The sequence below is a fragment of the Paenibacillus sanguinis 2301083 = DSM 16941 genome (genome assembly GCF_000374825.1).
In the GTDB taxonomy this organism is placed as follows: Bacteria; Bacillota; Bacilli; order Paenibacillales; family Paenibacillaceae; genus Fontibacillus; species Fontibacillus sanguinis.
The window spans coordinates 180,330-203,780 of sequence record NZ_KB895377.1; the positions used below are offsets into that span (position 1 = coordinate 180,330).

The following is a 23,451-nucleotide window of genomic DNA, read 5'->3' on the forward strand; positions in this document are numbered from 1 at the left end:
AAGTAAAACAGCATAATAAGGAGGATTCATATCTGTGCCAACTTTATCGAGACAACCGAGCCTGGACTGGCTCTCTGATGTATCCGTTTTTCGTGTGGGACGGCTGGATGCCCATTCGGATCACCGATATTACCGTACGCTGGCCGAAGCGGAGGCTCAGGGACCCATGGATATGCGCCATTCCCTGAACGGGGACTGGAAGTTTAGCTATGCGGTCAACCCGGCAGGGCGAGCCGCGGAATTTTACCGGACGGATTATTCCACCGATAGCTGGGCCGATATCCGGGTGCCCGGTCATATTCAGCTCCAGGGGTATGGCTCCCCGCAGTATGTAAATACGATGTACCCCTGGGATGGCTTAAGCGGTGTGCGTCCGCCGGAGATTCCGCAGGACAGCAACCCGGTCGGCAGCTACGTGAAAATCTTCGAGCTTCCCGCTGGCATGTCCGGCCAGCCGGTTTACATTTCCTTTCAAGGGGTTGAATCCGCTTTCTATGTTTGGCTGAATGGCGAATTTATCGGCTACAGCGAAGACAGCTTTACGCCGGCAGAGTTTGACCTCACCCCGTACATCGTAGGCGGCTCCAACAAGCTGGCAGTCGAGGTCTACCAGCGGAGCACGGGAAGCTGGCTGGAGGATCAGGATTTTTGGCGGTTTTCCGGCATTTTTCGCGAGGTGTACCTCTATACTGTGCCCAAGCTGCATGTCCGGGATTTGCAGGTATCCGCTACGCTGGATGATGCCTACCGGGAAGGGATGCTCGAAGTGGGGCTGGACATGTTGGGCAGCGTCTCTGCTGATATTTTGCTGGAGTTGAGAGATCCGGACGGCTGTAAGGTGGCGTCGGCGCGCGAAGCGGTTCGGAACGGCCGGGCGGTGCTGAAGCTGGCTGTCGGTGAAGTGCGGCTATGGAGCGCGGAGACTCCGCACCTGTACCAAGTGGTGATTTCGGTGATGGACGAGGAAGGAAGCGTCAAAGAGGTTATTGTTCAAAAGACAGGGTTCCGCCGTTTTGAGCTGAAGAACAAGCTGATGCTGCTCAATGGCAAACGGGTTGTTTTCAAGGGCGTCAACCGCCATGAGTTCAATTGCCGGACAGGACGCAGCATCACACGGGAGGATATGCTCGCGGACATCGTGCTGATGAAGCAAAAGAACATTAACGCTGTCCGCACCTCCCATTATCCCAATCAGTCGTTATGGTACGAGCTGTGCGACGAGTATGGCTTGTATGTGATCGACGAAATGAATCTGGAATCGCATGGCTCCTGGCAAAAGCTGGGCGCTGTCGAGCCTTCCTGGAACGTTCCCGGCGATAAAGCGGAATGGGAGGCCATCGTTATGGATCGTGCGGTATCCATGCTGGAACGGGACAAAAACCATCCGTCTGTCCTGATCTGGTCCTGTGGCAACGAATCATATGCCGGGGAAGTGATCCTGAACGTCTCGAATTATTTCCGCAAGACCGATCCTAGCCGACTGGTTCATTACGAAGGCGTGTTTCATAGCCGCAAGTTTGATGCTGCGAGCGATATGGAAAGCCGAATGTACGCAAAGCCGGCGGATATTGCGGAGTACCTTGAGAACGATCCGCAGAAGCCGTATATCAGCTGCGAGTATATGCACGCGATGGGCAACTCGTTGGGCGGCATGCACAAGTATGTAGAACTGGAGGATGCCTACCCGCTGTATCAAGGGGGGTTCATCTGGGATTTTCTTGATCAGGCGCTGCTGGCGAAGGATCGTTATGGACGCGAATATCTGGCCTACGGCGGCGATTTCGGCGACCGGCCAACCGACTATAGCTTTTGCGGCAACGGTATTGTGTTTGCGGACCGGAAGCCGACGCCAAAGCTGCAGGAGGTAAAATTCCTGTATCAGAACATCAGGCTGCAACCGGACCGTGAGTCCGTAACCGTGGTCAACGGCAATCTGTTTGCCGGAACGGACGGCTTGGCACTGGTTGTTGCCTTGTACCGGGAAGGTGAGCCAATCTTCAGCATCCGGCAAGACATCGCGGTAGCGGCGGGGAGTCGGCAGCATATTCCGCTTGCCCTGCAGGAGCTGGCAGGGGGCGAATATAGCCTTCAGGCATCGCTGGTGCTGAAGCAGCCAACGTTGTGGGCGAAAGCCGGGCATGAAGTATCGTTCGGTGAGCATATTTTTACCGTGGATGCCAAGGAAGAAGACGCACAGCCGGCTGGAGAGCTTCGGGTTGTGGAAGGAGACGTGAACATCGGGGTATCGGGGAACGGCTTCACCGCGCTGTTCTCCAAGCAGGCGCATTCGCTTGTGTCGCTGCGCTATGGCGGGCGTGAAATGATTGCCGTGCCGCCGTCTCCGCTGTTTTGGCGGGCAACGACCGATAATGATAAGGGAACGGCGCTTGGGTTCGGTGCGGGCCTTTGGTACGCAGCCAGCCTGGCGCGCAAATGCGAAGCGGTTACGCTGGAACGGGAGGCAGGGCGCGTTACCGTAAGCTTCGATTATATGTTCAGCATCAGCAAGAAGCTGAGAACCCGGATCGCTTACACCGTTCTGCCAGACGGCAGCATTACCGTGCGCACCAGCTATAAGGGCGACGCCTCCTTGCCGGATGTGCCGATCGTGGCTGTCTCGTTCAAAATGGCTGCGGAGTACGGGGAATCGGAATGGCTGGCGATGGGGCAGGAAGAGAATTATGCCGATCGCGCGTTTGGCGCAAGGCTGTCGCGCTTCAAGCGCAAGGTCGCCGATATGCCGACGCCTTATCTGGTGCCACAGGAATCCGGCAGCCGGACCGGGGTCAGATGGGTTAACATCACTGATGGCAGAGGGCTTGGCCTCAAAATTTCAGCCGTGCCGGCCGCACCGCTGGAATGCACGTTGTCACCGCACACCGCTTTTGAACTGGAGCATGCTGCACATGCTTACGAGCTTCCCCCGGTGCATTACACGGTTGTGACCGTAGCCGGGCGGCAGATGGGCGTAGGCGGGGACGATAGCTGGGGCGCCCCGGTTCATCCCGAATACCGTATCCCGGCGGGGGACGATTTGGAGTTTGCGTTTGTGCTGGCGCCGGCTGGCAAGTAAGTGCTGCCGGCAGCAGCGAGAGGAGCCGGGGGATGAGCGGAGATAGGACGGACTTTCATGTATTGGAGCGATGGGTGGACGCGATGCCTGCGGCCGGTCTGCGTTTGTACTATCCGCAAGGGGATGGAGCGTCCTTCTGGAGCGGGCTGCGGCAGCATCGCGAGTACGCCTCCGCGCTCGCGGAGATTTCGGCGGAGGGGCAGCGGCTGTTCGCTATTGCTTCGCCGGAGCTGACGTATTCGCTGTTCAGCCTGTTTGCCGAACAGGGATCAAGGCTGGAATATGAACGGGTTTATTTTGAAAAAAGACGGCGGCTTAACACCTTTGCGCTCCTGTCGTTGCTTGAGCCGGAGCAAAAGGCTTATGAGGCGGCGCTGCTGGCGGCGGTCTGGTCGATTTGCTCCGAGCTTACCTGGTGCTTGCCTGCCCACATCGATCCGAAGCGGCCGGTCTCGGAGACGATTGATCTGTTCTCGGCGGAGACGGGCTTCGCGTTGGCCGAGCTTCGTCTGCTGCTGGGGGATCGTCTGCCGGTATGGCTACGCCTGAGGATCGCCGAATTGGTTGATGAGCGGCTGCTGCGCCCTTTTCTGGAGAAAGGGCCTTACGATTGGGAGACGGCGGAGCATAACTGGTCGGCCGTTTGCGCCGGATCCATCGGCTCGGCCGCATTGCTGCTGCTGAAAGGAGAACGGGACGGGGCACGCCTGGCCCGGATTCTGGAGAAGACGGAGCGAAGCATGGCTTTTTATTTGCAGGGGTTCGGAGACGATGGAGCGTGTCTGGAGGGACTGGGCTACTGGAATTACGGCTTCGGCTATTTCGTGTATTATGCCGACCTGCTGCTTCAGCGCAGCGGGGGAAGGCTGGACTGGTTCCGGAACGCTAAGGTGCGGAGGATTGCCGGATTTCAGCAAACCTGTTTTTTGAGCGGCTCGCTGGTCGCCAATTTTTCCGATGCGCTGCCCCGTGGCAGTGTGCAGCCCGGGCTGTCTTGTTATCTTGCCGGGCGTTACGAGGAAGTTGAGGCTCCGCCTGCAGCTTTGTACGCTGACTTTCGCGAGGATCATTGCAGCCGATGGGCGCCGGCATTGCGCAACCTGATCTGGCGGGAGGGCGCCGCAGCCACAGTCCCAGTCCCTGTCATGGATTGGCGGGAAGGGGACTTCTTCCTTCCAGACGCTGAGTGGCTGATTTCGCGAAGGGTCTCCGGGGCGGGCGCGTTCGGCTTTGCCGCCAAGGGCGGCCACAACGCCGAGCCGCACAACCACAATGATCTCGGGCATTTCATGCTGGCGGGGGACGGGGCGTTTTTTCTGTCCGATCTCGGCTGCGGCGAATATACGCGGGCGTATTTCGGCGAAGGGCGGTATGAATACGACTGTAATGGCTCCCAGGGACATTCGGTTCCGATCATTGACGGCTGTCTGCAAAGCGCGGGGCGAAGCCGGGCCGCTGCGGCGCTGGAGTGGAACCGGGAGGAAGAGCGATGCCGCTTGGCCATGGAGCTGTCCGGCGCTTATGAATGCGGGAAGCTGCGTTCCTTCCGAAGAGCATGGGTCTGGAGCCAATCGGAGCTGCCCAGCCTGTCGCTGCAGGATGAGTTCAAATTTGCGGAGGCGCCCGGCAGCTTGACGGAACGGTTCGTTACCCTGATCAGGCCGGAGCATGTCGGGCCGGGGCTGCTGCGTTTAACCCGCGGCTCCCTTGCGCTGGAGCTGCACTACGACAGCGAACGGCTGCGAGCCGGGATTGCCGAGCACAGCTACCGGGATCATTTTGGCAAGGATACGCTCTGGTATGCGCTGGATTTTCATGGCCGGCAACCGGAAGCCGAATTGAAGCTGGTCTTTGATTTTACATTTGTGAGACGGGAGCAGAAGAAGGGAGGAATCAGGGAACATGAGCAACGAACTGACGTGGGTGGATGAGGCCTGGACAAAAACGCTAAACAAAACGCTGCGCAATCTTTCAAGAATCGGCGCGGAGTTTCCCCATGCGAGCCAGGGCGGAGTCTATGAGCTGGCCGGGCCGGCCTGGTGGACGGCAGGCTTCTGGCCGGGCATGCTGTGGCTGCTATACGGCGAGTGCGGCCGGGACGAGTTAAGGGAGGTGGCGGAAGCATGTGAAGCCAAGCTGGATGCCGTGCTAGACGGTTATGTCCAGCTTGATCATGACCTTGGCTTCATGTGGACGCTGACCAGTGTAGCCTCCTATAAGCTGACGGGGAGCGAGGCTTCACGGGTGCGGGCGCTGAAGGCGGCGAGCCATCTGGCGGCGCGCTTCAATTTGCAGGGGCGGTACATCCGGGCCTGGAATCCGTGGCGCGAGGGCGAACGGAACGAGGGGCTGGCGATTATCGACTGCTGCATGAATACGCCGCTGCTGTTCTGGGCGGCCCGCACCAGCGGCGATCCCCGGTTCGCCCATATTGCGGAAGCACACATGGATACGGTGCTGAAGTATTTTGTCCGCGAAGACGGCTCCGTGTATCATATCATGCGCTTTGATCCGGCGACAGGAGCCATGCTGGAACCGCTGGGCGGTCAGGGGTATGCGCCGGAATCGGCCTGGTCGCGCGGGGCGGCCTGGGCGATATACGGCCTGACGCTGGCTTTCCATCATACCGGGAAGCAGGAATATCTGTCCGCCGCACAGCGGGTGGCGAGCTTCTTCCTCAGCCAGCTTCCGGAGGACCATGTGCCGGCCTGGGACTTTCGCGCACCGGAAGAGCTGCGGGGGCTGCGCGATACCTCGGCCGGCTCCTGTGCGGCCAGCGGCCTGCTGCTGCTGGCGGAGCAGCTCGAAGGTGCGGCGGCGGAGGTCTACCGGGCCGGTGGCGAGCGCATCTTGAAAGCGCTGTACGAAGATTGCGGCGCCTGGGATCACCCGGCGGAGGAAGGGCTGCTGCTGCACGGCACTGGCAACTATCCGCAGGGCAGCAACATCGATGTTCCATTGATATACGGAGATTATTACTTCGTAGAAGGACTTGTCAGGCTGAAGGGCAGCGGGCCGTTCTACTGGGATTAGCAGCATCATGAGCGTGCAACATCGTAAATGGCAGCTTGCTATATATAGCGTAATTTGATTGGGAGAGGTGATGAAGCGATGACTTTCAAAGGGCAGCCGCTGGATGAAAATCTTTTGGCGACCAAACAGGATTTGCAGGAGGCGCTCCGTCAGCTGCTGCGGCCTCTGCGGCCCTTATACAGCCCCGGCGGAGCGCATTTGCAGATCAGAGGGGGCGGAGCAGGACATCCGGAAGAGCTGGCCGATATGGAAGGATTTTCGCGTGTATTATGGGGGCTTGTGCCTTATCTGGCGGGCGGAGGAAAGGATGAGGGGCTTTGGGAGCTTGGTCTGAAGGGGATCGTGAACGGTACGAACCCTGCTCATCCGGAGTATTGGGGCGATGTCGCCGACTATGATCAGCGGCTGGTGGAAATGGCTGTACTCGGGCTGGCGCTTTGCCTGATTCCCGAAACGATCTGGGAGCCGCTGCATCAGCAGGAGCGGGACAATCTCTATAACTGGCTGAATCAGATTAACCATCATCCTTGTTATGATTGCAACTGGCTGTTTTTTAATGTCCTGGTGAATATGGGCTTCTATAAAGTAGGCTTACCGTATGACCAGGAGCAAATGGAGAAGAATCTGAACCGTATGGAGGAATTTGAGCTGGGAGAGGGCTGGTATAGTGACGGAATTGGCGGGCACAGCGATTATTATGTTCCGTTTGCAATTCAGTTCTACGGGCTAGTCTATGCCAGGCTGATGGCAAAGGAAGACCCCGAGCGGTGCGCCCGCTTCCGGGAACGCGGCATCCTGTTCGCTCGCCAGTTCCTGCATTGGTTCTCCCCCGATGGGTCGGCATTGCCGTATGGGCGCAGTTTGACCTATCGCTTTGCACAATCCGCATTCTGGAGCGCATTGGCTTTTGCCGATGTGTGGAGCGATGACCTAACTCCCGGCGTGGTGAAAGGGCTAATTATGCGCAATCTGCGCTGGTGGCTTAAGCAGCCGATCTTTGACCGGGACGGGGTGCTCACCGTGGGATATGCCTATCCGAACCTGGTTATGGCGGAGAATTACAATGCGCCCGGCTCGCCTTATTGGGCCTTGAAGACCTTTCTGGTGCTGTCGCTTGCGGACGATCACTCTTTCTGGAGCGCGGAGGAGGAGGACATGCCGACACTGCCGCCCCTGTCCGTGCAAGCAAGGCCGCATCTGGTTCTATGCCGCGAGGCGGAGACAGGACATGTCGCCGCGTTTAACAGCGGTCACCGTTCAACCAATGATCATACCCACACTTCGGCTAAATACGAGAAATTCGTTTATTCCACCGCATTTGGCTTCAGTGTGCCCAGAGCGGAGTGGGGGCTGGCACAAGGGGCCTTTGATTCAATGCTGGCGCTAAGCGAGTGCGACAACCTGTTCCGGGTGCGGCGAAAAAATGAAGAAACCTCCATCCGCGCTAACGTGCTTTACGCCCGGTGGCTGCCCTGGAGCGATGTTGAGGTTCGCACCTGGATGGTGGCTGGCCTGCCATGGCATGTGCGGATTCACCTCATTGACACGGGGCGTGCGCTGGAGGCGGCTGAAGGCGGGTTTGCGCTGGGGAGACAGCATACAGAGACGGTATCGGCAAGCGAATGTGCCATCCAGGCTGCAAATGCGCTCGGCGCGAGCGGCGCATATGGACTGGTGGGATATACCTCGGCTCAGATGGTGTACCCCAATGCCAATACGAATGTGCTGTACCCGCGCACCCTCATTCCAACGCTGAACGTGCGGCTTGAACCCGGCGCCCATTTGCTGGCGTCGGCCATGTATGGCCGTCCTCCCGGCATGAGCATGGATTCTTCAAGCCTTGAAGCAGGGCTCCGCACCTTGAATGTCACGGTAACGTCAGCAGGACTTGCTGTCCAGCTTCGCGAAGGCGAGGTATTGGAGATCAAGCTATGATTTCAAGGGCAAAAACCCGGGTTGGTTAGCTCCAGCTGTTGCACAAAGGCAGGGTCTAGCTTGGTCAACTCGGCAAAATAATTGCCCAGGCTATGGTTGTCGGACAGAGACAAGCTGGAGAAATGCAGCGGGTAATCGGCGGGCACGTGGCTATAATAGTAGGATTTGTCCTGCTTCGGCAGCTTAAAGATATTTGGCGGAGCGTGGGTGACGGCATCAAAAACGTTGGCAATGCGATAGCTGTTAGGAACCAGCTTGGTAAAGAGCTTCATAAAGTCAGGGTCGCCAACCCGCGGGGAGGCGTATGTGAACAGAATTGGCGTCCGGTTCGTGTTCAGAGCGATGTCAAAGGCGCATAGGGTAGCGAGTGCTGCGCCCAGACTATGACCGGTAACGAAGAACTTCTTGTGCTCGGGCAGGCGCTTTAGCAGGGAGTGGATATGCTTGCGAGCGGAATCGTATATGTTGGTGAAGCCACGGTGCGTCAGACAAGCGCTCTTGCTCCATTTGGGCTTCCGTTGAGTGGCGATGACATCGGCGACCCAGTTGGGAGCTGAACTGCTGCCGCGAAAAGCAAGGATGACCTCGTCATCCGTTTGCAAAATAAAGCCAAAGCGTTCCCATACGCCAACCAGCGATTCCGCCTCAATGATATCAAATAACGAGTAGCCGTAAGGAAGCACAAAGGATCCGTCAGAATTGGAGAATTGCCTGTATGTCTGCTGGCAGACGGCAGCCAGAAATAGAGCACGCTGTGCTTGGGCGGTATTGAGTTCCATGCTTCATCTCTCTTCCGTTTTTCTACAATATATTAAGGAGTGAAGGGAGAGGTGCCTAAGCCTCGGTGAGACTGACCGTTAGCGGTAACGATTGACCACTATGGACCTGTACACGAAATCTCCATTATAATTGATAATGATATTCATTATTGGTTATATAGGTTCGTTGATTTGTTGATTCAAGGGAGCAAGCCGGGAAGAGGCAGAAGAGGTAGAGCATGAAATTCAATAAAAAGGAGGAGTCATCTGTGAACGTACAATCTAGTATGGAAGAAAGAGAGTGGGCGGGCCGCAAGCTGACAGTCTATCTTCCTCCTACCTATGCGGTTTCGGAGCGATCTTATAAGACGGTATATGTGCATGACGGAGGCAAGCTGATGGGGGCCTGCTTCCGTTATATGGAGCGGCTTTTCTGTGAAGAGAAGGTTGAAGAGGTGATTGTAATTGGCGTCCATTCCGCTTGCCGTAACGATGAATATACTCCTTGGCCAACCGATGCCGTGACAGAGGGACGCCCGGTATTTGGTGGAGCAGGGCGGGCTTATCTGGATGAACTGGCGGATTCGATCAAGCCCTGGATCGATTCGGTCTACCGTACGAAGCCGGAGCCTGCTCATACCGGATTAATCGGCGGGTCGCTCGGCGGACTGATCTCATTGTTCGCTGCTTACTTCCGGCCGGATGCCTTTGGCCGCTTCGGTCTCTTATCCGCCTCCCTCTGGTATGAAGGGGCGCTGGCGCAGCTTGTCCAGTGGCCTGTTCCGCCTAAGGAGCAGACCTTCTATGTTTCCGTGGGGAACCGGGAGGGACAGGGCAAGGTGAACCGTCAGCGCGAAATGGTGCCGAATACGCTGGCGTTATGCCGTGACTGGCGGGCTCGCGGGATAGCTCCCCTGTCGTTGAAGCTGGAGATTGTGGATGGCGCTACGCATGACTTCATATTTATGGCCAAGCAATTTCCTGAAGCTTTGGCCTGGTTGTATCCTCCTAAGGAGCAGTATGTGCAGGACAGTTTTGGAAAATCCTCTGCAAATGTTCGTAAAGCTTTGCTTGGCTTAGTGCCTGCCGAGGATGCTGCGATAGTCCCATATGCTGTGCCGGGCACCGAACAGCTTGATTTGGTGTCAGGCATCACCGGACTACCCTATCGCATCTTCATCCATATGCCCTTGAAGCCCGCTCCGCCAGAGGGCTATCCGGTATTGTATGCCGTGGACGGCAACGCCTATTTCGGTTCTTTGGCCGAAGCGATGCGGCTGGTCACCCGGCATCCCCGCGGATTGCCGCCTGGTGTAATCGTGGGAATTGGTTATCCATCGGAGGGGCCCTTTGTGGCTGAGCGCCGGTTCTACGATCTGACGACACTTGCCAAGCGGGATGGGCTTCGCCCGGATGGTTCTGTCTGGCCGGTGAATGGGGGAGCAGAGTTGTTCCTTGACTTTATCGAGCAGGAGCTAATTCCCCTGATCGGGCAACGATTGCCAATCGATTACTCCCGACAGTCGCTGTTTGGCCACTCACTCGGGGGATATTTTACACTGCATACCCTGATGACACGTCCAACTCTGTTCCGTTCTTATATCGCAGGCAGCCCATCGCTGTGGTGGGATGACCGCCTGTTGTTCCGCCGTCTCCCTGAATGGGAGCAGCGAGAAGGCTCCCGGGAACGGGCGCCTGAGCTTATGATCATGGTGGGAACGAAGGATGATAAAATCTATGAATCAGCCCGGGACTACTACCGGGCGCTGCTCCCTTACCGTGACCAAGCCTTCAGCAGGCTGGAATGGAGCGAGTTTGCCGGGGAAGGCCATGTTTCTGTGTTGCATCCACTGATAAGTCCAATGCTGCGTTTTCTATTTGCCCACCCGGGAGAAGAACTGCGCATATAGATGGTGACGGGAAGGGGATTTTTAATCATCATCTTGGGAGTGAGTAGAAAAAAGGGCAGCCCAAAAGTTCTATTTTTGGCTGCCCTTTAGTGTTATTCAATTTCTCTAATTTTTGTAAGATCGCCACTGCATAGAATTTCAAGATTTTTTTCGCTGGCCAATCCCACCATTCATGGAGAGAAGATCATAATAGGCGTAATCTCCGATGATGATATTGGGACGTGTCACGACATAATGCATTATAACCACTGCTCTGGATTTGCTGCGATTTGACGCAATGTCTCCACAAATTTTCCGACATGGTAGCCATCACAAACCGCATGGTGGCACTGGATGGAAAGTGGCATCAGCGTTTTGTGGTTCTCCTTCTTATACTTTCCAATGGTGAAGATGGGCAGCAGGTGACTTCCATCAGAAAAAACATGGATATTGAAAGCTGTAAAATCTAGCCATGGAACACTGGAAATGTTAAAAACATTGTCTGGAATTTTCACTTGAGGGAACAAAACTCCGGTAGAATACTGTGTGGTATCCTTCAAATAGGCTTGATAAAATGTATCAAAGCAACGATCATACTTCGACCACACGGCTGAAAATGTTTCCGTGTCCGCATTTAAAACTGTATACATTGGATTTATGACTTCCCAATAGCCCAAATGTCCATCTTCATTGGTTGTCATGCGAAACTCCGGAAACTGATTTACAACGGTTGTCAGCATGTAGATTTGCGCAGGATAAGATTTCATTCCTCGCTTTTTTAGTTGGACTAGCAAGCTGGATACATCAATATCGACCGTCATGCTATAGGAGCATCGCATATTATTTTGGTAATGCTCGTAGTGACTTTTTCTGGCCCATTGTTCCATTGGTATTTCAATAAAATTCATAACCTTAGCCTCCTAAAATATTGGACTTGGATTTTAGGAGGCAGCATCGATCGTTTTTACCATATTCATTCACCGCCTGTGCGTCATGATAGCATCCGCCGCTTGCTCCGGAGTGATTTCGGATACATTTACCTTATAGGTGTTTAACTCCGCATAAAGAGGTATTCGCTCAATACTTCTTTGTATTACATCCACTGTGCGGATACCAGCAGCAACGTCTTTTTCCAATCGAATACGCAGGGCTTGTTCGCTGCAAGTCAGGGAAATAAAATGCACTTAAGCTATTTCGCATGGGTCGTCGATTCTCGGAAAACCGGTGTTGTTTTGACATACGTAATCTGTGGAGGTCTATCGGGATTTTCAATTCTTGAAATAACCATTTCGGCAGCAATAAAACCCATTTCGAATCGATAGATATTGACAGTCGTTAAGTGGGGTTCCACGATCCGTGACTCTGGGGCATCGTCAAATCCACAAACCATAACCTCATCAGGTATTCGAATGTTTAGTTCTTTTAAGCTACGAATCACGTGTATAGCAATAAAATCGTTGGCACAAACGAACGCAGACGGCAGTTTCTCCATGTTTGCCAGTCTCTGTTTAAGCCACTGATAGTCAGCGATATATCGGTCTTCATCAAGGATACACAATGATTCATCAAGATCTATCCGAGCGGTAAACAAGGCTTTATTAAATCCATCCCAACGTTCACTGAAGCTCATGCAGTGGTGGTAATCACCGACAAACCCGACTGTGGAAAGTCCTTCTTCAATCAAACTTTTCGTAATACTGAAGGTGCTGTGTGAGTTCTCCATAAGAAGTATATCCGCCTTCATGTCAGAAAATTCCAGGTCTGCTGAAGCGTCAATAAACAAAGTTGGTATCCCAAGTGACGTAATAAAATCGGAATAGCTCTTGTTAAACATTTCGATACAGACTATCCCATCAACTTTACTTTTGTCAAAATTCACAGGAAGAGCTAATGTATTAAGTTCATTTTCTCGAACCATGTGGATGGATAAATTAAAGCCTTTAGAACTGATTTTTTGCTCCAGGCCGCTTAACAGCGATGTCCCAAAATGTGAATTGTTCGGCATATTTGCTGTAAGCAAAGCAATATTTCCTGATTTGTAGGCAAACTGCTTATAGTTCATTTCGATCGCTTTCCGAATCACTTTATTCCGTGTTTCGTCCGGTATGGAGAGGTTGTTATTTAATGCTTTGGATACAGTATTCCTGGAAAGTCCTAATGAATCGGCTATATCTTGAATTGTAACTTTTATTTTGCCCAATGATATTGACTCCTTTAGAAAATATATCACAGTTCGACTAAGTTTATGGTAGTACAACTCAACAAAATAATCAACTTAAATGTTACAAATGAACAATTGATTGGATTAGATGTTTACTACAAAAATCGTGAATTTGCCTTTGCGTTTAATAAACAAATGCACATAAGATGAACATATTAGAAAGGTGTTAAAGATATATGTTTTTAACGAAAACAGATATTTTATTGCTTTATGCTCAAAATATTAGATTGATTTTACAATAATAAAACGTATGAAACAATTATTTCGCTTACAAAGTGTGCACTTGTTTATTAAATTAGTGGTTAAAAGTATTGACGATGTAATTATGATGTTGTAAATTGTATTTGCTAGGTTGTTGGTGACGACTTGTGGAAGTGCTTTCTTTCATGAGAAGAGTGTCCAAAATCACATTTATATTGTGCTAATGAAAATTGAGGGGGAGGAGACCTTGCAGCAAATTGCAGGAATCACAAAGAATATTAAATCAGAAACAGAGGGCCCAAAACGCAGGTTAAAGGAGAAGCTCAGATACATTAAGACAAACTATTGGCTTTATTTACTTGTCCTGCCGTCAGTCATATTGACCATTGTCTTTAAATATTTCCCGATGTATGGTGTTTTGATCGCTTTCAAGGACTACAGCTACCGTAAAGGCATTTTGGGAAGTGATTGGGTTGGGTTTCATCACTTTGAACGGTTCTTAAACGCACCGAACTTTGAGCAGTTGTTCTTCAATACATTGAAGTTGAATCTTTACGGTCTTTTGTTAGGATTCCCGGTGCCGATCATTTTGGCATTAATGTTGAATCAGGTACGCAAAGCAGCAGCCAAGAAGAACATTCAATTGTTCTTATATGCACCGAACTTCATTTCGGTTGTTGTGGTGGTTGGTATGCTGTTTGTCTTATTTTCTCCTACTGGTCCGGTTAACCAACTGGTCATGGCATTTGGCGGAGCGCCGATTTCGTTTATGTCAGAACCGGAATATTTTCGTCCAATGTACATCCTTTCCGGGATTTGGCAGGGGGCAGGATGGTCATCGATCATCTATGTGGCTGCATTAGCTAACGTTGATCCGGAACTTCACAATGCGGCAACTCTCGACGGTGCTAGCCTTCTTCAGCGTATACGTCATATCGATATCCCGACAATCAAGCCGGTCATCGCGATCATGATCATACTCGCCGCAGGCGGTATTATGAGTGGCGGTGGTGATAAAGCGATTCTAATGTGGAATGAGATGAATATGGAAGCCTCGGATATTATTAGCACCTATGTCTATCGAATCGGCTTCCAGCAGGCCAATTACTCATTTTCCGCAGCCGTTGAGTTGTTTAACACCATCATTAACCTGATCATGCTGTTTACAGTAAATATCATCGTGAAGCGCGTTAACGAAGGTAATGGGATTGTTTAGGAAAGGAGAACAACATGGACTATATTAAACCAACCAAAATGGACCGGGTCGTGCTCGGCATTACCTACACCTTGCTTTTCATCTTTGTATTGGCGATTGTCGGCCCGTTAATTTATATGATCGTAGCGTCGTTCATGGAGCCGACGGCATTACTCAATAAAGGGATATCATTCAATCCCGGAGACTATAACATTGAGGGCTATAAAATGATTTTGTCCGATGACAATATTATTGGCGGGTTTCTGAATGCATTGTTATATTCATCTATTTTTACAGTCATAACGGTTTCTGTCTGCGTCTTTGCGGGGTATCCGCTTTCCCTTGATAACTTTGTTGGGCGAAAAATTATTATGACCCTCTTCATTATCACCATGTTCTTTGGCGGCGGTCTAATCCCTACTTATCTCGTGGTAAAGAGCCTGGGCATGCTTGATACAATCTGGGCGCTGGTCATCCCTGGTGCAGTCAGTGTTTGGAATATTATTTTGGCTAGGACGTTCTTTCGCGGCTTGCCAAAGGAACTGAATGAAGCAGCAAAAATTGATGGGGCTTCAGATTTCACGATCTTCTTTAAGATTGTTATTCCGCTTTCCAAACCGATTGTCTTTGTCCTTGCGTTATACGCCTTTGTAGGCCACTGGAATGATTTCTTCCAATCCCTGATTTACTTAGAGAGCCAGGATAAATACCCGCTGCAGCTTGTGCTCCGGCGTATTCTGATTCTGAGCAAGGTGGATCCGAATATCGTGTCCTCCATCAAAGAACAGGCAGAGCTCGCTCGGTTGTCCGAAATGATGAAATACGCAGCTATCGTCATCTCGAGTTTGCCACTTCTCGTGATGTACCCTTTCTTTCAAAAGTACTTTGAAAAAGGTGTCATGGTTGGTTCCCTCAAGTAGAGACTGGCAGATATATAAATAAGAAGTTGTTAGAAAAAGGGAGGGTTTAAGATTGAAGTATTTTAAGAAATCGTTTTGCATTATTTCGCTGGCAATTATTCTGGCAATCACAGGATGTCGTGGCGGCAATGAAGGTGTTGATCCAGACGACAACACGCTTACTTTTATGACGTCGAACTCGCCTCTTGCTCCCCAAGACCCGAATGATAAGCTGATCTTCAAGCGCTTGGAAGAGAAGACTGGCATTCATATCAATTGGATTGCCTATACGGACGATGTTTACGTAGAAAAGCGAAACCTCGCTATGGCAACAGGAGAGCTTCCGGACGCACTTTTTAACGCTGGACTAAGCGATTTTGATTTACTGAAGTTATCGAATGATGGCACGATTATTCCCGTAGAGGAATACATTACGCCTGAGAAAATGCCAAACCTTAGTAAAGTTCTGGAGCAAGCGCCTCAATATAAAGGCATGATGACTGCACCTGACGGCCACATTTATTCATTCCCTTGGATTGAAGAGCTTGGTGAAGGTAAAGGGAGCATTCACTCCGTCAATAATATTCCGTGGATCAACAAAGCATGGCTTGATAAGCTTGGCCTGAAAATGCCAAAGACGACAGAGGAACTAAAGCAAGTATTGATCGCCTTCAAAACGCAAGATCCGAATGGTAATGGTAAAGCTGACGAGATTCCACTTTCATTTATTAATGATGATGGAGGCAACGAGGATATAAGTTTCTTGCTGGGTTCCTTTGGTGCAGGTTTTAACGGTGATTTGACATTAGTCGACGAGAATGGAAAGGTGAATAACGCTGCGCTGGCACCGGGCTATAAAGAAGGCATGAAGTATCTGCAGGAACTATACGCAGAGGGACTGATTGATCCGGAGTTTATTACGCAAGACTGGAACAAATTTATTGCGAAAGCCAAAGATGATCGTTACGGTTTGTACTTCACTTGGGACAAGGCGAATGTGAGCGGCATGGATAGTCCGTTCGAACCGATGCCGGCATTGGAAGGGCCCAACGGTTGGAAAAATGTGGCCCGTACGAATGGCATGGGGTTTGACCGTGGCAGAATGGTCATCACTTCTGAGAATAAGGACGTTGAAACTACAATTAAATGGATTGACGCACTGTATGAACCGATTCAGTCCGTACAGAACAACTGGGGAACTTACGGTGACGACACGCAGCAAAACATATTTGAGTTCGACGAAGCTGCGAAAATGCTGAAGCACTTGCCGTTGAACGGAGCATCGCCGAACGAACTTCGCACCAAAACAAGTGTTGGTGGACCGCTTGCTATTCTGGACTCCTATTACGGTAAGGTAACAACGATGCCCGACGATGCGGCTTGGCGTTTGGATATTTTGAAGAAAATCTATGTGCCGGATATGAAGGCCGAGAACATTTATCCGAGAGTGTTTTTCTCCAAGGAGGAGTCGGAACGCTTGTCACAAGTCGAAGCTGACCTGTGGCCGTACATTCTGAAGAAACGCACGGAATGGATGCAAGGCGCAAACGTTGATAAAGAGTGGGACGCATTCGTAAAAGAGCTTGATCGTCTTGGCATGCAGGACTGGCTAAAGATCAAACAAACAGGCTATGACAGAGCAAAGCAACAAAAATAACTCAGATATATGTCGGGACATGAGCGTATGGGCCCATGCTCCGGCTACTATCAGCTTGGAGGAGAAACCATGAATTATACTGAGAAATTCCGCCCACAGTATCACTATTCGCCCGAGAAAAACTGGATGAACGATCCCAATGGGCTGGTTTATTACGAGGGTGAATACCATCTATTTTACCAGCACACTCCGTTTGCATCGCAACCTGATTTCGAGAAAATGCATTGGGGACATGCGGTGAGTTCCGATCTCATCTATTGGGAAGAGCTCCCGCCGGCCTTGCCACCAGGCGAGGACGGTTCAATTTTTTCCGGAAGCGCGGTAGTGGACTATCACAATACAAGTGGTTTTTTCAATGAGGAGGGCTCGGGGCTTGTAGCAATTTATACAAATAATGGAAACCAGGCGCAGCCCGGTAAGCCGCAAGTTCAAAGTATCGCTTACAGCAAGGACAAAGGAAGAACCTGGACGAAGTATGAAGGGAATCCTGTCTTGTTCCCCGATACGACGCTTGATTTTCGCGATCCGAAGGTGTTCTGGCATGAGGAAACATCCAGGTGGATCATGTCGCTGGCTGTTAAAGACCGTGTGGAATTTTATTCATCTCCAAATTTGAAAGAATGGACGTTTGCTAGCGGATTTGGAGCCGACGTAATCGGAACGCATCGCGGGATTTATGAGTGCCCAGATCTGTTCTCACTTCATGTTGACGGAGATCCAAATAAGAAAAAATGGGTCCTGATACTCAGTGTCGGAGACTGCAATGGTGTGAATCCAAACGATCCGGAACCGCCGGCGGGTGGATCGGGTATGTTGTACTTTGTCGGGGATTTCGATGGCCAGGTATTTACGCCTGGTGAAGCTATTCATTCGATAGATGACTTGAAATGGATCGATTTCGGCTCTGATTTCTACGCAGCCGTGACTTGGAGTAATACTCCAGAAGGAGATGGACGGAGGCTATGGATTGGCTGGATGAACAATTGGCGGTATGCCGGGGCGCTTCCGACAGATAAATGGCGGGGACACACATCGATTCCGCGTGAACTGAAGCTTAGGACATTTACAGATGGCATTCGTTTAGTGCAAGAGCCGATAGAAGAATTTAATAGAATTCGCTCGCCGCTAGCAACCCTGGAAAACGTGACAATTGAGCCTAATGCCAACCCGCTTGTCAACATCGTAGCGAATAAAGCGGAATTCATCGCGGAATTTGAGATGGCAACTGCCAAAGAGTTCGGTTTCAAAGTCAGAAAGTCTGAAAATGAGGAGACGGTTGTCGGGTACGACGCCGTAATGAAGAAATTGTTCGTCGATCGAACGAATTCAGGTAGAACAGATTTCCATCCAAACTTCGCGGCTAAGCATGAAGCACCACTTAGTCCGGTTAATCATCGTGTTCGCATGTCGATCTTTATGGATTGGTGTTCAATCGAAGTGTTCGGTGGTGATGGAACTGCTATCATTTCGGATACCATTTTTCCAGATTCAGAAAGTAACGGGCTTGAGCTTTTTGCTGTTGGCGGCAACGTAAAGCTGGTGTCACTCCAAATCAATGACCTGGGAAGCATATGGCAGACGAATGACAAAGCCAAGGAGCACGCCCGTGTGTGACGGGGCAATTAAGCAAGAGAAACAAAATTTATATGCTGTATCGGGAATGAAGATGAAGAAAGTCATTTTTGGTGGAGTCATTTCAAAATAAAATATACGAAGGCTGATTAAACAAAATTTGTGTCTGATTCATAGTAACGGTAGCACTCTATTCCCTACTTAATGATAATTTGAAATCTTACCATAGAGGTCATTTTATTTTTAGGTGTACACAGGGAGTAGGGCGCTACCGTTTAAGGTTGTCTAAAGAAAAGAAACTGATTCTGCTGTGATAGTTATAAATCCAGGGCGTGTCTGAAAACTAAAGAATCATGTGATATGATATGAGAAAAACGAATGGGGCAATGAGCATGATTCAAAGACGGCACGAAATAAATGATGAAAAGTGGGAATAAATAAAGGAAATTGATTAGTGTGTAACTTTAAGAAAAACAATAGATGGGGTGAATTTTTAAATGGCAACAATTGATGATTTTTTGGAACTGGATATTCGTGTTGGAACAGTTATTAAGGCTGAGTTTTTCGCAAAAGCAAAAGTACCTGCTATTAAACTTGAAATTGATTTTGGTCAAGAAATTGGAATAAAAACGTCTAGCGCACAAATAACAAAAAGATATACAGCTGAAGATATTATAGGACAACAAGTAATAGGGGTAGTCAATTTTCCTCCACGCCGCATAGCAGGGTTTAATTCAGAGGTATTAGTTCTTGGAGGAATACCAGAGAAGGGTGATGTCGTCCTATTAAAGCCTGATTTTAAACTACCTGATGGCACACCGATAGGGTGATAGTGGATTTATATTTTTTTTTTATTTTTTATTTTTTTTGTTGACTCGCTTGCTTATACGTGATATTATAAATTTCGTTGCCGCATTTCTTGGTGATGGCGACAACGAAATATGCGGTCGTGGCGGAATTGGCAGACGCGCACGGTTCAGGTCCGTGTGGGCTAACCCCCCGTGGAGGTTCGAGTCCTCTCGACCGCATCAGTTTCACCTAAGACGGATATTAACGTACTTGTTATGTTGATATCCGTCTTAGCTGCGTCTATGCGCTCTATCAGGATTCTAACAATAGTGTCATCAGGTGCGTTTTAAATTGTTTTTATCCATGCTAATTATCATAAATGCGCATTCATCATATGATAGGAATAAAGGGAGGGATTTTATGGATGTAAGTGTCTTATTATTTCCTGACTTTGAAACCTTAGATGCTTTTGGACCGGTCGAAGTGTTTGGGCGTATTGAAGAATATAACCTTCGCTATATTTCCGTTACAGGCGGAACGATTACAAGTAGACAGGGCGTACAGGTATTAACTGAGGATATTCAAAACGATGATTGCAATGGGATTCTATTGATACCTGGTGGGCAAGGCACACGATCTTTAGTGAATGATATGAAATTTATTGAAAAGCTGTACGATATGGCTTTAAAATCAAAGTATTGTCTTACCGTCTGCACAGGTTCGGCTTTGCTTGCAAAAACCGGCCTTTTAAATCATAGAAAGGCAACATCCAATAAAAAGGCCTTTGAATGGGTCAAATCCATCAACACGAATGTTTTGTGGGTTGAAAAAGCCAGATGGGTTGTTGATGAAAAATACTACACATCTTCCGGGGTATCTGCCGGAATTGATATGGCATTGGGGTTTGTGTCCGAAAGATTCGGTTTAAATAAAGCACAAAAAACAGCTGAGCATATCGAATATGTCTGGAATCCTGACCCCAATAACGACCCGTTCGTAGTATAAGTATAACCGGAAGCTCGCAAAAAAGACTTAGTTACTCCGTTAAGGTGCATCTATGTCTTTTTTTATTTGAGAATATAAACTCTAGGAAGATAGAGAGGTGAAGTCATGTTTGAAGAGTTACAAAAATCCGGAAAATGGAAAAAGGTTGTACCAATCGAAAAGGGCTGGTCTAACGACAAGAAATATTATATTGAAACTGTGGATGAACAGAAATTGCTTTTAAGAATATCAGACATTGAGTATTACGAGCAAAAGAAAAAAGAATTTGATATTATCAAAAAGTATTCTGCATTAAATTTTGAAATGTCAAAACCTGTTGAGTTTGGCATATTTCATAAATCCCAAAAGATATATATGCTGTTGACCTGGGTTGATGGCCGTGATCTTGAACTGGCTTTGCCCAAGCTTGACCAAAGCGAACAGTATCGTCTGGGCAGGGAAGCCGGCAAAATCCTAAGAAGAATACACAGCATTCAAATACCGTCTGATGAATTTCCAGTGGAAACAAAAATCCCTAAAAAAATTTTACAGCTTCGGAAATATATCGAATCAGAACATAGAATTCAAGACGACGAAACGGTTATTCAATTTATCAATCAAAACATACATAAAATTTGGTCCAAGCCACCCGTCTATCAACATGGAGATTTTCATCCTGGAAATTTAATCTTGACTCCTGGAAATAAAATTGGTGTAATTGACTTTAATCGTTGGGAAATCGGGGACCCCTATGAGGAGTTTTACAAACTTGAAAGTTTCGGAACAGACGTGAGCACTCCTTACTGCATTGGGCAAATCAACGCATACTTTGATGATGATGTACCGGGTGATTTTTGGGATATTCTTGCCGTCTATGTGGCACATGCCGCTCTGTATTCCATAAAATGGGCCGAAAAATTTGGACAAGATGAAATTGAAAATATGGTTAGAATATGTAAAAAATCTTTTGATCATTATAATAATTTCAAAAATAGCGTACCGAATTGGTATCAAAAGTAAAAATCTATTTTGCACCATTGCTTCAATCTTACAATAATAAGCTCTTGAATTTCATTTATGGAAATTCAGGAGCTTTTTGCATATTCGGAATTTTCATAGTATTACTCAGGAAAGAGCATGTTCGTCCGCCCAAGAAGTAATTTGACTGAGCGCCACTGGAATGAGAAAATGTATGCGTGTTCAAAAATAATCAAAGAATGGTGTGGTATATTATGTATAAACATCATGAAGATTCCATCCATAATTTTATTAAGTGGTATCAAGAAAATTCAAATGTAATCGCCGTCATTTTGGGCGGTTCCATTGCAAAAGGCAAGGAAAGAATAGACTCGGATATTGATCTAATGGTCATTGTTAATGATGAGATGCATAAGGAGCTTAGTAGTAAAAACAAGCTCTCAGAGACGATTACAGAGCACTGCACCTATGAGAACGGGTATTTTGATATCAAATATTTCACTAAGGACTATCTGCTGAAGGCTTCCAAGGTTGGCAGTGAACCGACGAGAAACGCCTTTATTGGAGCGAGCTGTTTATTTTCAAATGATCCTGAAATAATTGAGATCATCCATCAAATTCCTGTATACCCGGTTTGGGAGAAGGAAGAAAAAATTCTATCCTTTTTCAGCGCATTGATGCTCAATAGCTATTATTTTTGGGAGCAAGCGGTAAAAACGAATGATTTATTTTTGAAAACAAGAGCAGCAACCGATATTGTCTTATTCGGCTCAAGAATGCTCTTAGCCTACAATGAAAAGCTTTTTCCTTGTCAGAAATGGTTAATGACCGCTGTCAATGAGCTTGATAACAAACCGGCAAACATCACAGATAAAGCTAATTTGTTTCTGCAAAAGCTTGATGATGAGACGAAAAATGATTTTGTATCCTCTATATTAGCCTATTGTGAATGGAATGTACCTCAAGATTATAATGTGATATTGAGCAGGTTTGTTGAAGACAATGAATTGTGGTGGTACAATCACCGACCAATCCTTGCTGAATGGTAATGTATACTTCAGGTTCGTGCAGGCTAACCTTTCGTAAGGTCTGAGTCCGCTTGACCGCACTTTCTTTATATGTTGAAAAAGCTCTTGAGTTTCCACTGGTGGGTGGAGATTCAAGAGCTTTTTTGCATGGCTGCGATACATGAACAAGCCTGGCTGGACCAGACAGTTAATAGATCAGCTCGATATTCAGCTCCGCCAATCTGCGCACCCAGGACTCGGACGGCGCTTGATCGGTAACCAGATAATCAACCCGCTCCAGCTCGCTCAGCACCGTAAAGGCTACCTTATCGAACTTGGTGTGGTCGGCGAGGAGGATCACCTTGTCACATTGCTTGAGCATGTACTTTTTCAACTCGCATTCCGGCTCGTTGGATTCGGTAATCCCTTTATCCAGGTCGATGCCTTTGCAGCTGATAATCGCTTTATCCACATTGTACCTTTGCAGGGTGTGATGAGCCACCGGACCGACCAGGGACAAGGAGCGGGGTCTCAGGTTGCCGCCGGTGGAGACGATGTTCATCTCTGAACCGGAGAAATCATTCAGAATGTGGACGGAATTTGTGATCACGGTCAGGTTGTTCTTATTGGTCAGCAGCTTGATCAATTCAAAGGAGGTGGAGCTTGGGTCGACCATCAGAGTATCCCCTTCATTGATTAAATCCATCGCCTTGATGGCGATGTTCTGCTTAATATCGGTATTCATAATATTACGGGCGGTAAATGGAAGGTCCTCATTGGTATGCCGGTTAAGCATCGCGCCTCCATAAGTCCGGCTTACGATACCTTCCTTTTCCAGCTTCTCAAGATCACGCCGGATCGTCTCTTCGGTGACGTCAAACATACGGCTGAGCACCGATACCAGCACCCTCTTTTCCTGATGAGCCAAATCGATGATTTTCTTTCGTCTTTCGGCGGGTAACATAAATCTTCCTTTCCTGCGAAATCGCAATGGGACGTGTGAACAACGAGGCCTCCCACCAAGAGAGTCCGACAGCTTGTTCACCATGCTTTTAAATGTAGTATGGAATAATCATTCTGTGTTTGCAACAAAAACAAAGGAGATATTTAAGGGTTTTGCGTTAAAAAAGTCATAAAACAAATAAAAACAACAATAAAAATCTTTAATTTGTTGACAACAAAGATTTATGCGGATAGGATATGGATATAACGCACTCCATGCTCAACAAAATAATTGGGTCCAGGCCGACCGTCGGCGGA

17 protein-coding genes and 1 tRNA gene are annotated in these 23,451 nt (G+C 48.8%); 14 read left to right on the plus strand and 4 right to left on the minus strand.

Translation table 11 applies throughout. The features are described 5' to 3' along the window. The first annotated feature begins 34 nt into the window (after positions 1 to 34). The 4 genes from lacZ to C557_RS22905 all read left to right on the plus strand — a co-directional run bounded on the left by lacZ (position 35) and on the right by C557_RS22905 (position 8,041). On the plus strand, positions 35 to 3,073 hold the full coding sequence (gene lacZ / locus C557_RS0104275; RefSeq protein WP_018750591.1) for a beta-galactosidase, LacZ type: 3,039 nt from the start codon (positions 35 to 37) through the stop codon (positions 3,071 to 3,073). Between the two features lie 32 nt (positions 3,074 to 3,105). After that, on the plus strand, positions 3,106 to 5,004 hold the full coding sequence (locus C557_RS0104280; protein WP_018750592.1) for a heparinase II/III family protein: 1,899 nt from the start codon (positions 3,106 to 3,108) through the stop codon (positions 5,002 to 5,004). Next, on the plus strand, positions 4,976 to 6,106 hold the full coding sequence (locus tag C557_RS0104285) for a YyaL domain-containing protein (protein WP_018750593.1): 1,131 nt from the start codon (positions 4,976 to 4,978) through the stop codon (positions 6,104 to 6,106). Before C557_RS0104280 ends, C557_RS0104285 begins: the two co-directional genes overlap by 29 nt. Before the next feature lie 78 nt (positions 6,107 to 6,184). Then, a complete protein-coding gene (locus tag C557_RS22905; RefSeq protein WP_018750594.1) occupies positions 6,185 to 8,041 on the plus strand; it encodes a DUF2264 domain-containing protein in 1,857 nt (618 codons plus the stop codon). A 2-nt stretch (positions 8,042 to 8,043) separates the two neighbouring features. Here the strand turns inward: C557_RS22905 and C557_RS0104295 are convergent, their stop codons facing one another. After that, positions 8,044 to 8,820 carry a lipase family protein gene (locus C557_RS0104295; RefSeq protein ID WP_018750595.1) on the minus strand — a complete coding sequence of 259 codons (777 nt, stop codon included), beginning with the start codon at positions 8,818 to 8,820 and terminating at the stop codon, positions 8,044 to 8,046. A 248-nt stretch (positions 8,821 to 9,068) separates the two neighbouring features. Here C557_RS0104295 and C557_RS24025 point away from each other — a divergent pair, with 248 nt between their 5' ends. Continuing rightward, on the plus strand, positions 9,069 to 10,709 hold the full coding sequence (locus tag C557_RS24025) for an alpha/beta hydrolase (RefSeq protein WP_240472915.1): 1,641 nt from the start codon (positions 9,069 to 9,071) through the stop codon (positions 10,707 to 10,709). A gap of 239 nt (positions 10,710 to 10,948) precedes the next feature. Here C557_RS24025 and catA read toward each other — a convergent pair whose 3' ends face one another. After that, positions 10,949 to 11,596, minus strand: a complete 648-nt coding sequence (catA, locus tag C557_RS0104305; protein WP_018750597.1) for a type A chloramphenicol O-acetyltransferase — start codon at positions 11,594 to 11,596, stop codon at positions 10,949 to 10,951. Positions 11,597 to 11,877: 281 nt separating this feature from the next. Beyond that, entirely contained in the window at positions 11,878 to 12,888 is a 1,011-nt protein-coding gene (locus tag C557_RS0104310) for a LacI family DNA-binding transcriptional regulator (RefSeq protein WP_018750598.1), read from the minus strand. A gap of 445 nt (positions 12,889 to 13,333) precedes the next feature. On the opposite strand from C557_RS0104310, the gene C557_RS0104315 reads away from it, so the two are divergent. From C557_RS0104315 to C557_RS0104360, 9 genes are all read left to right on the plus strand, one after another. Continuing rightward, a complete protein-coding gene (locus C557_RS0104315; protein WP_018750599.1) occupies positions 13,334 to 14,326 on the plus strand; it encodes an ABC transporter permease in 993 nt (330 codons plus the stop codon). 14 nt (positions 14,327 to 14,340) lie between these two features. Beyond that, positions 14,341 to 15,225 (plus strand): carbohydrate ABC transporter permease, encoded by an 885-nt coding sequence (locus C557_RS0104320; protein ID WP_018750600.1) that lies wholly within the window; start codon positions 14,341 to 14,343, stop codon positions 15,223 to 15,225. A 52-nt stretch (positions 15,226 to 15,277) separates the two neighbouring features. Further along, positions 15,278 to 16,861 (plus strand): ABC transporter substrate-binding protein, encoded by a 1,584-nt coding sequence (locus C557_RS0104325; protein WP_018750601.1) that lies wholly within the window; start codon positions 15,278 to 15,280, stop codon positions 16,859 to 16,861. 69 nt (positions 16,862 to 16,930) lie between these two features. Then, on the plus strand, positions 16,931 to 18,475 hold the full coding sequence (locus tag C557_RS22920; RefSeq protein WP_240472916.1) for a glycoside hydrolase family 32 protein: 1,545 nt from the start codon (positions 16,931 to 16,933) through the stop codon (positions 18,473 to 18,475). 455 nt (positions 18,476 to 18,930) lie between these two features. Next, positions 18,931 to 19,263, plus strand: a complete 333-nt coding sequence (gene csaA, locus C557_RS0104340; RefSeq protein WP_018750605.1) for a chaperone CsaA — start codon at positions 18,931 to 18,933, stop codon at positions 19,261 to 19,263. A 113-nt stretch (positions 19,264 to 19,376) separates the two neighbouring features. Next, positions 19,377 to 19,461 (plus strand) — tRNA-Leu (locus tag C557_RS0104345). A gap of 181 nt (positions 19,462 to 19,642) precedes the next feature. Continuing rightward, a complete protein-coding gene (locus C557_RS0104350; RefSeq protein WP_018750606.1) occupies positions 19,643 to 20,227 on the plus strand; it encodes a DJ-1/PfpI family protein in 585 nt (194 codons plus the stop codon). A gap of 105 nt (positions 20,228 to 20,332) precedes the next feature. Next, on the plus strand, positions 20,333 to 21,226 hold the full coding sequence (locus C557_RS0104355) for an aminoglycoside phosphotransferase family protein (protein ID WP_018750607.1): 894 nt from the start codon (positions 20,333 to 20,335) through the stop codon (positions 21,224 to 21,226). 212 nt (positions 21,227 to 21,438) lie between these two features. Then, a complete protein-coding gene (locus C557_RS0104360; RefSeq protein ID WP_018750608.1) occupies positions 21,439 to 22,233 on the plus strand; it encodes a nucleotidyltransferase domain-containing protein in 795 nt (264 codons plus the stop codon). Between the two features lie 166 nt (positions 22,234 to 22,399). Here C557_RS0104360 and C557_RS0104365 read toward each other — a convergent pair whose 3' ends face one another. Further along, positions 22,400 to 23,155, minus strand: a complete 756-nt coding sequence (locus tag C557_RS0104365; protein WP_018750609.1) for a DeoR/GlpR family DNA-binding transcription regulator — start codon at positions 23,153 to 23,155, stop codon at positions 22,400 to 22,402. Positions 23,156 to 23,451 lie beyond the last annotated feature (296 nt).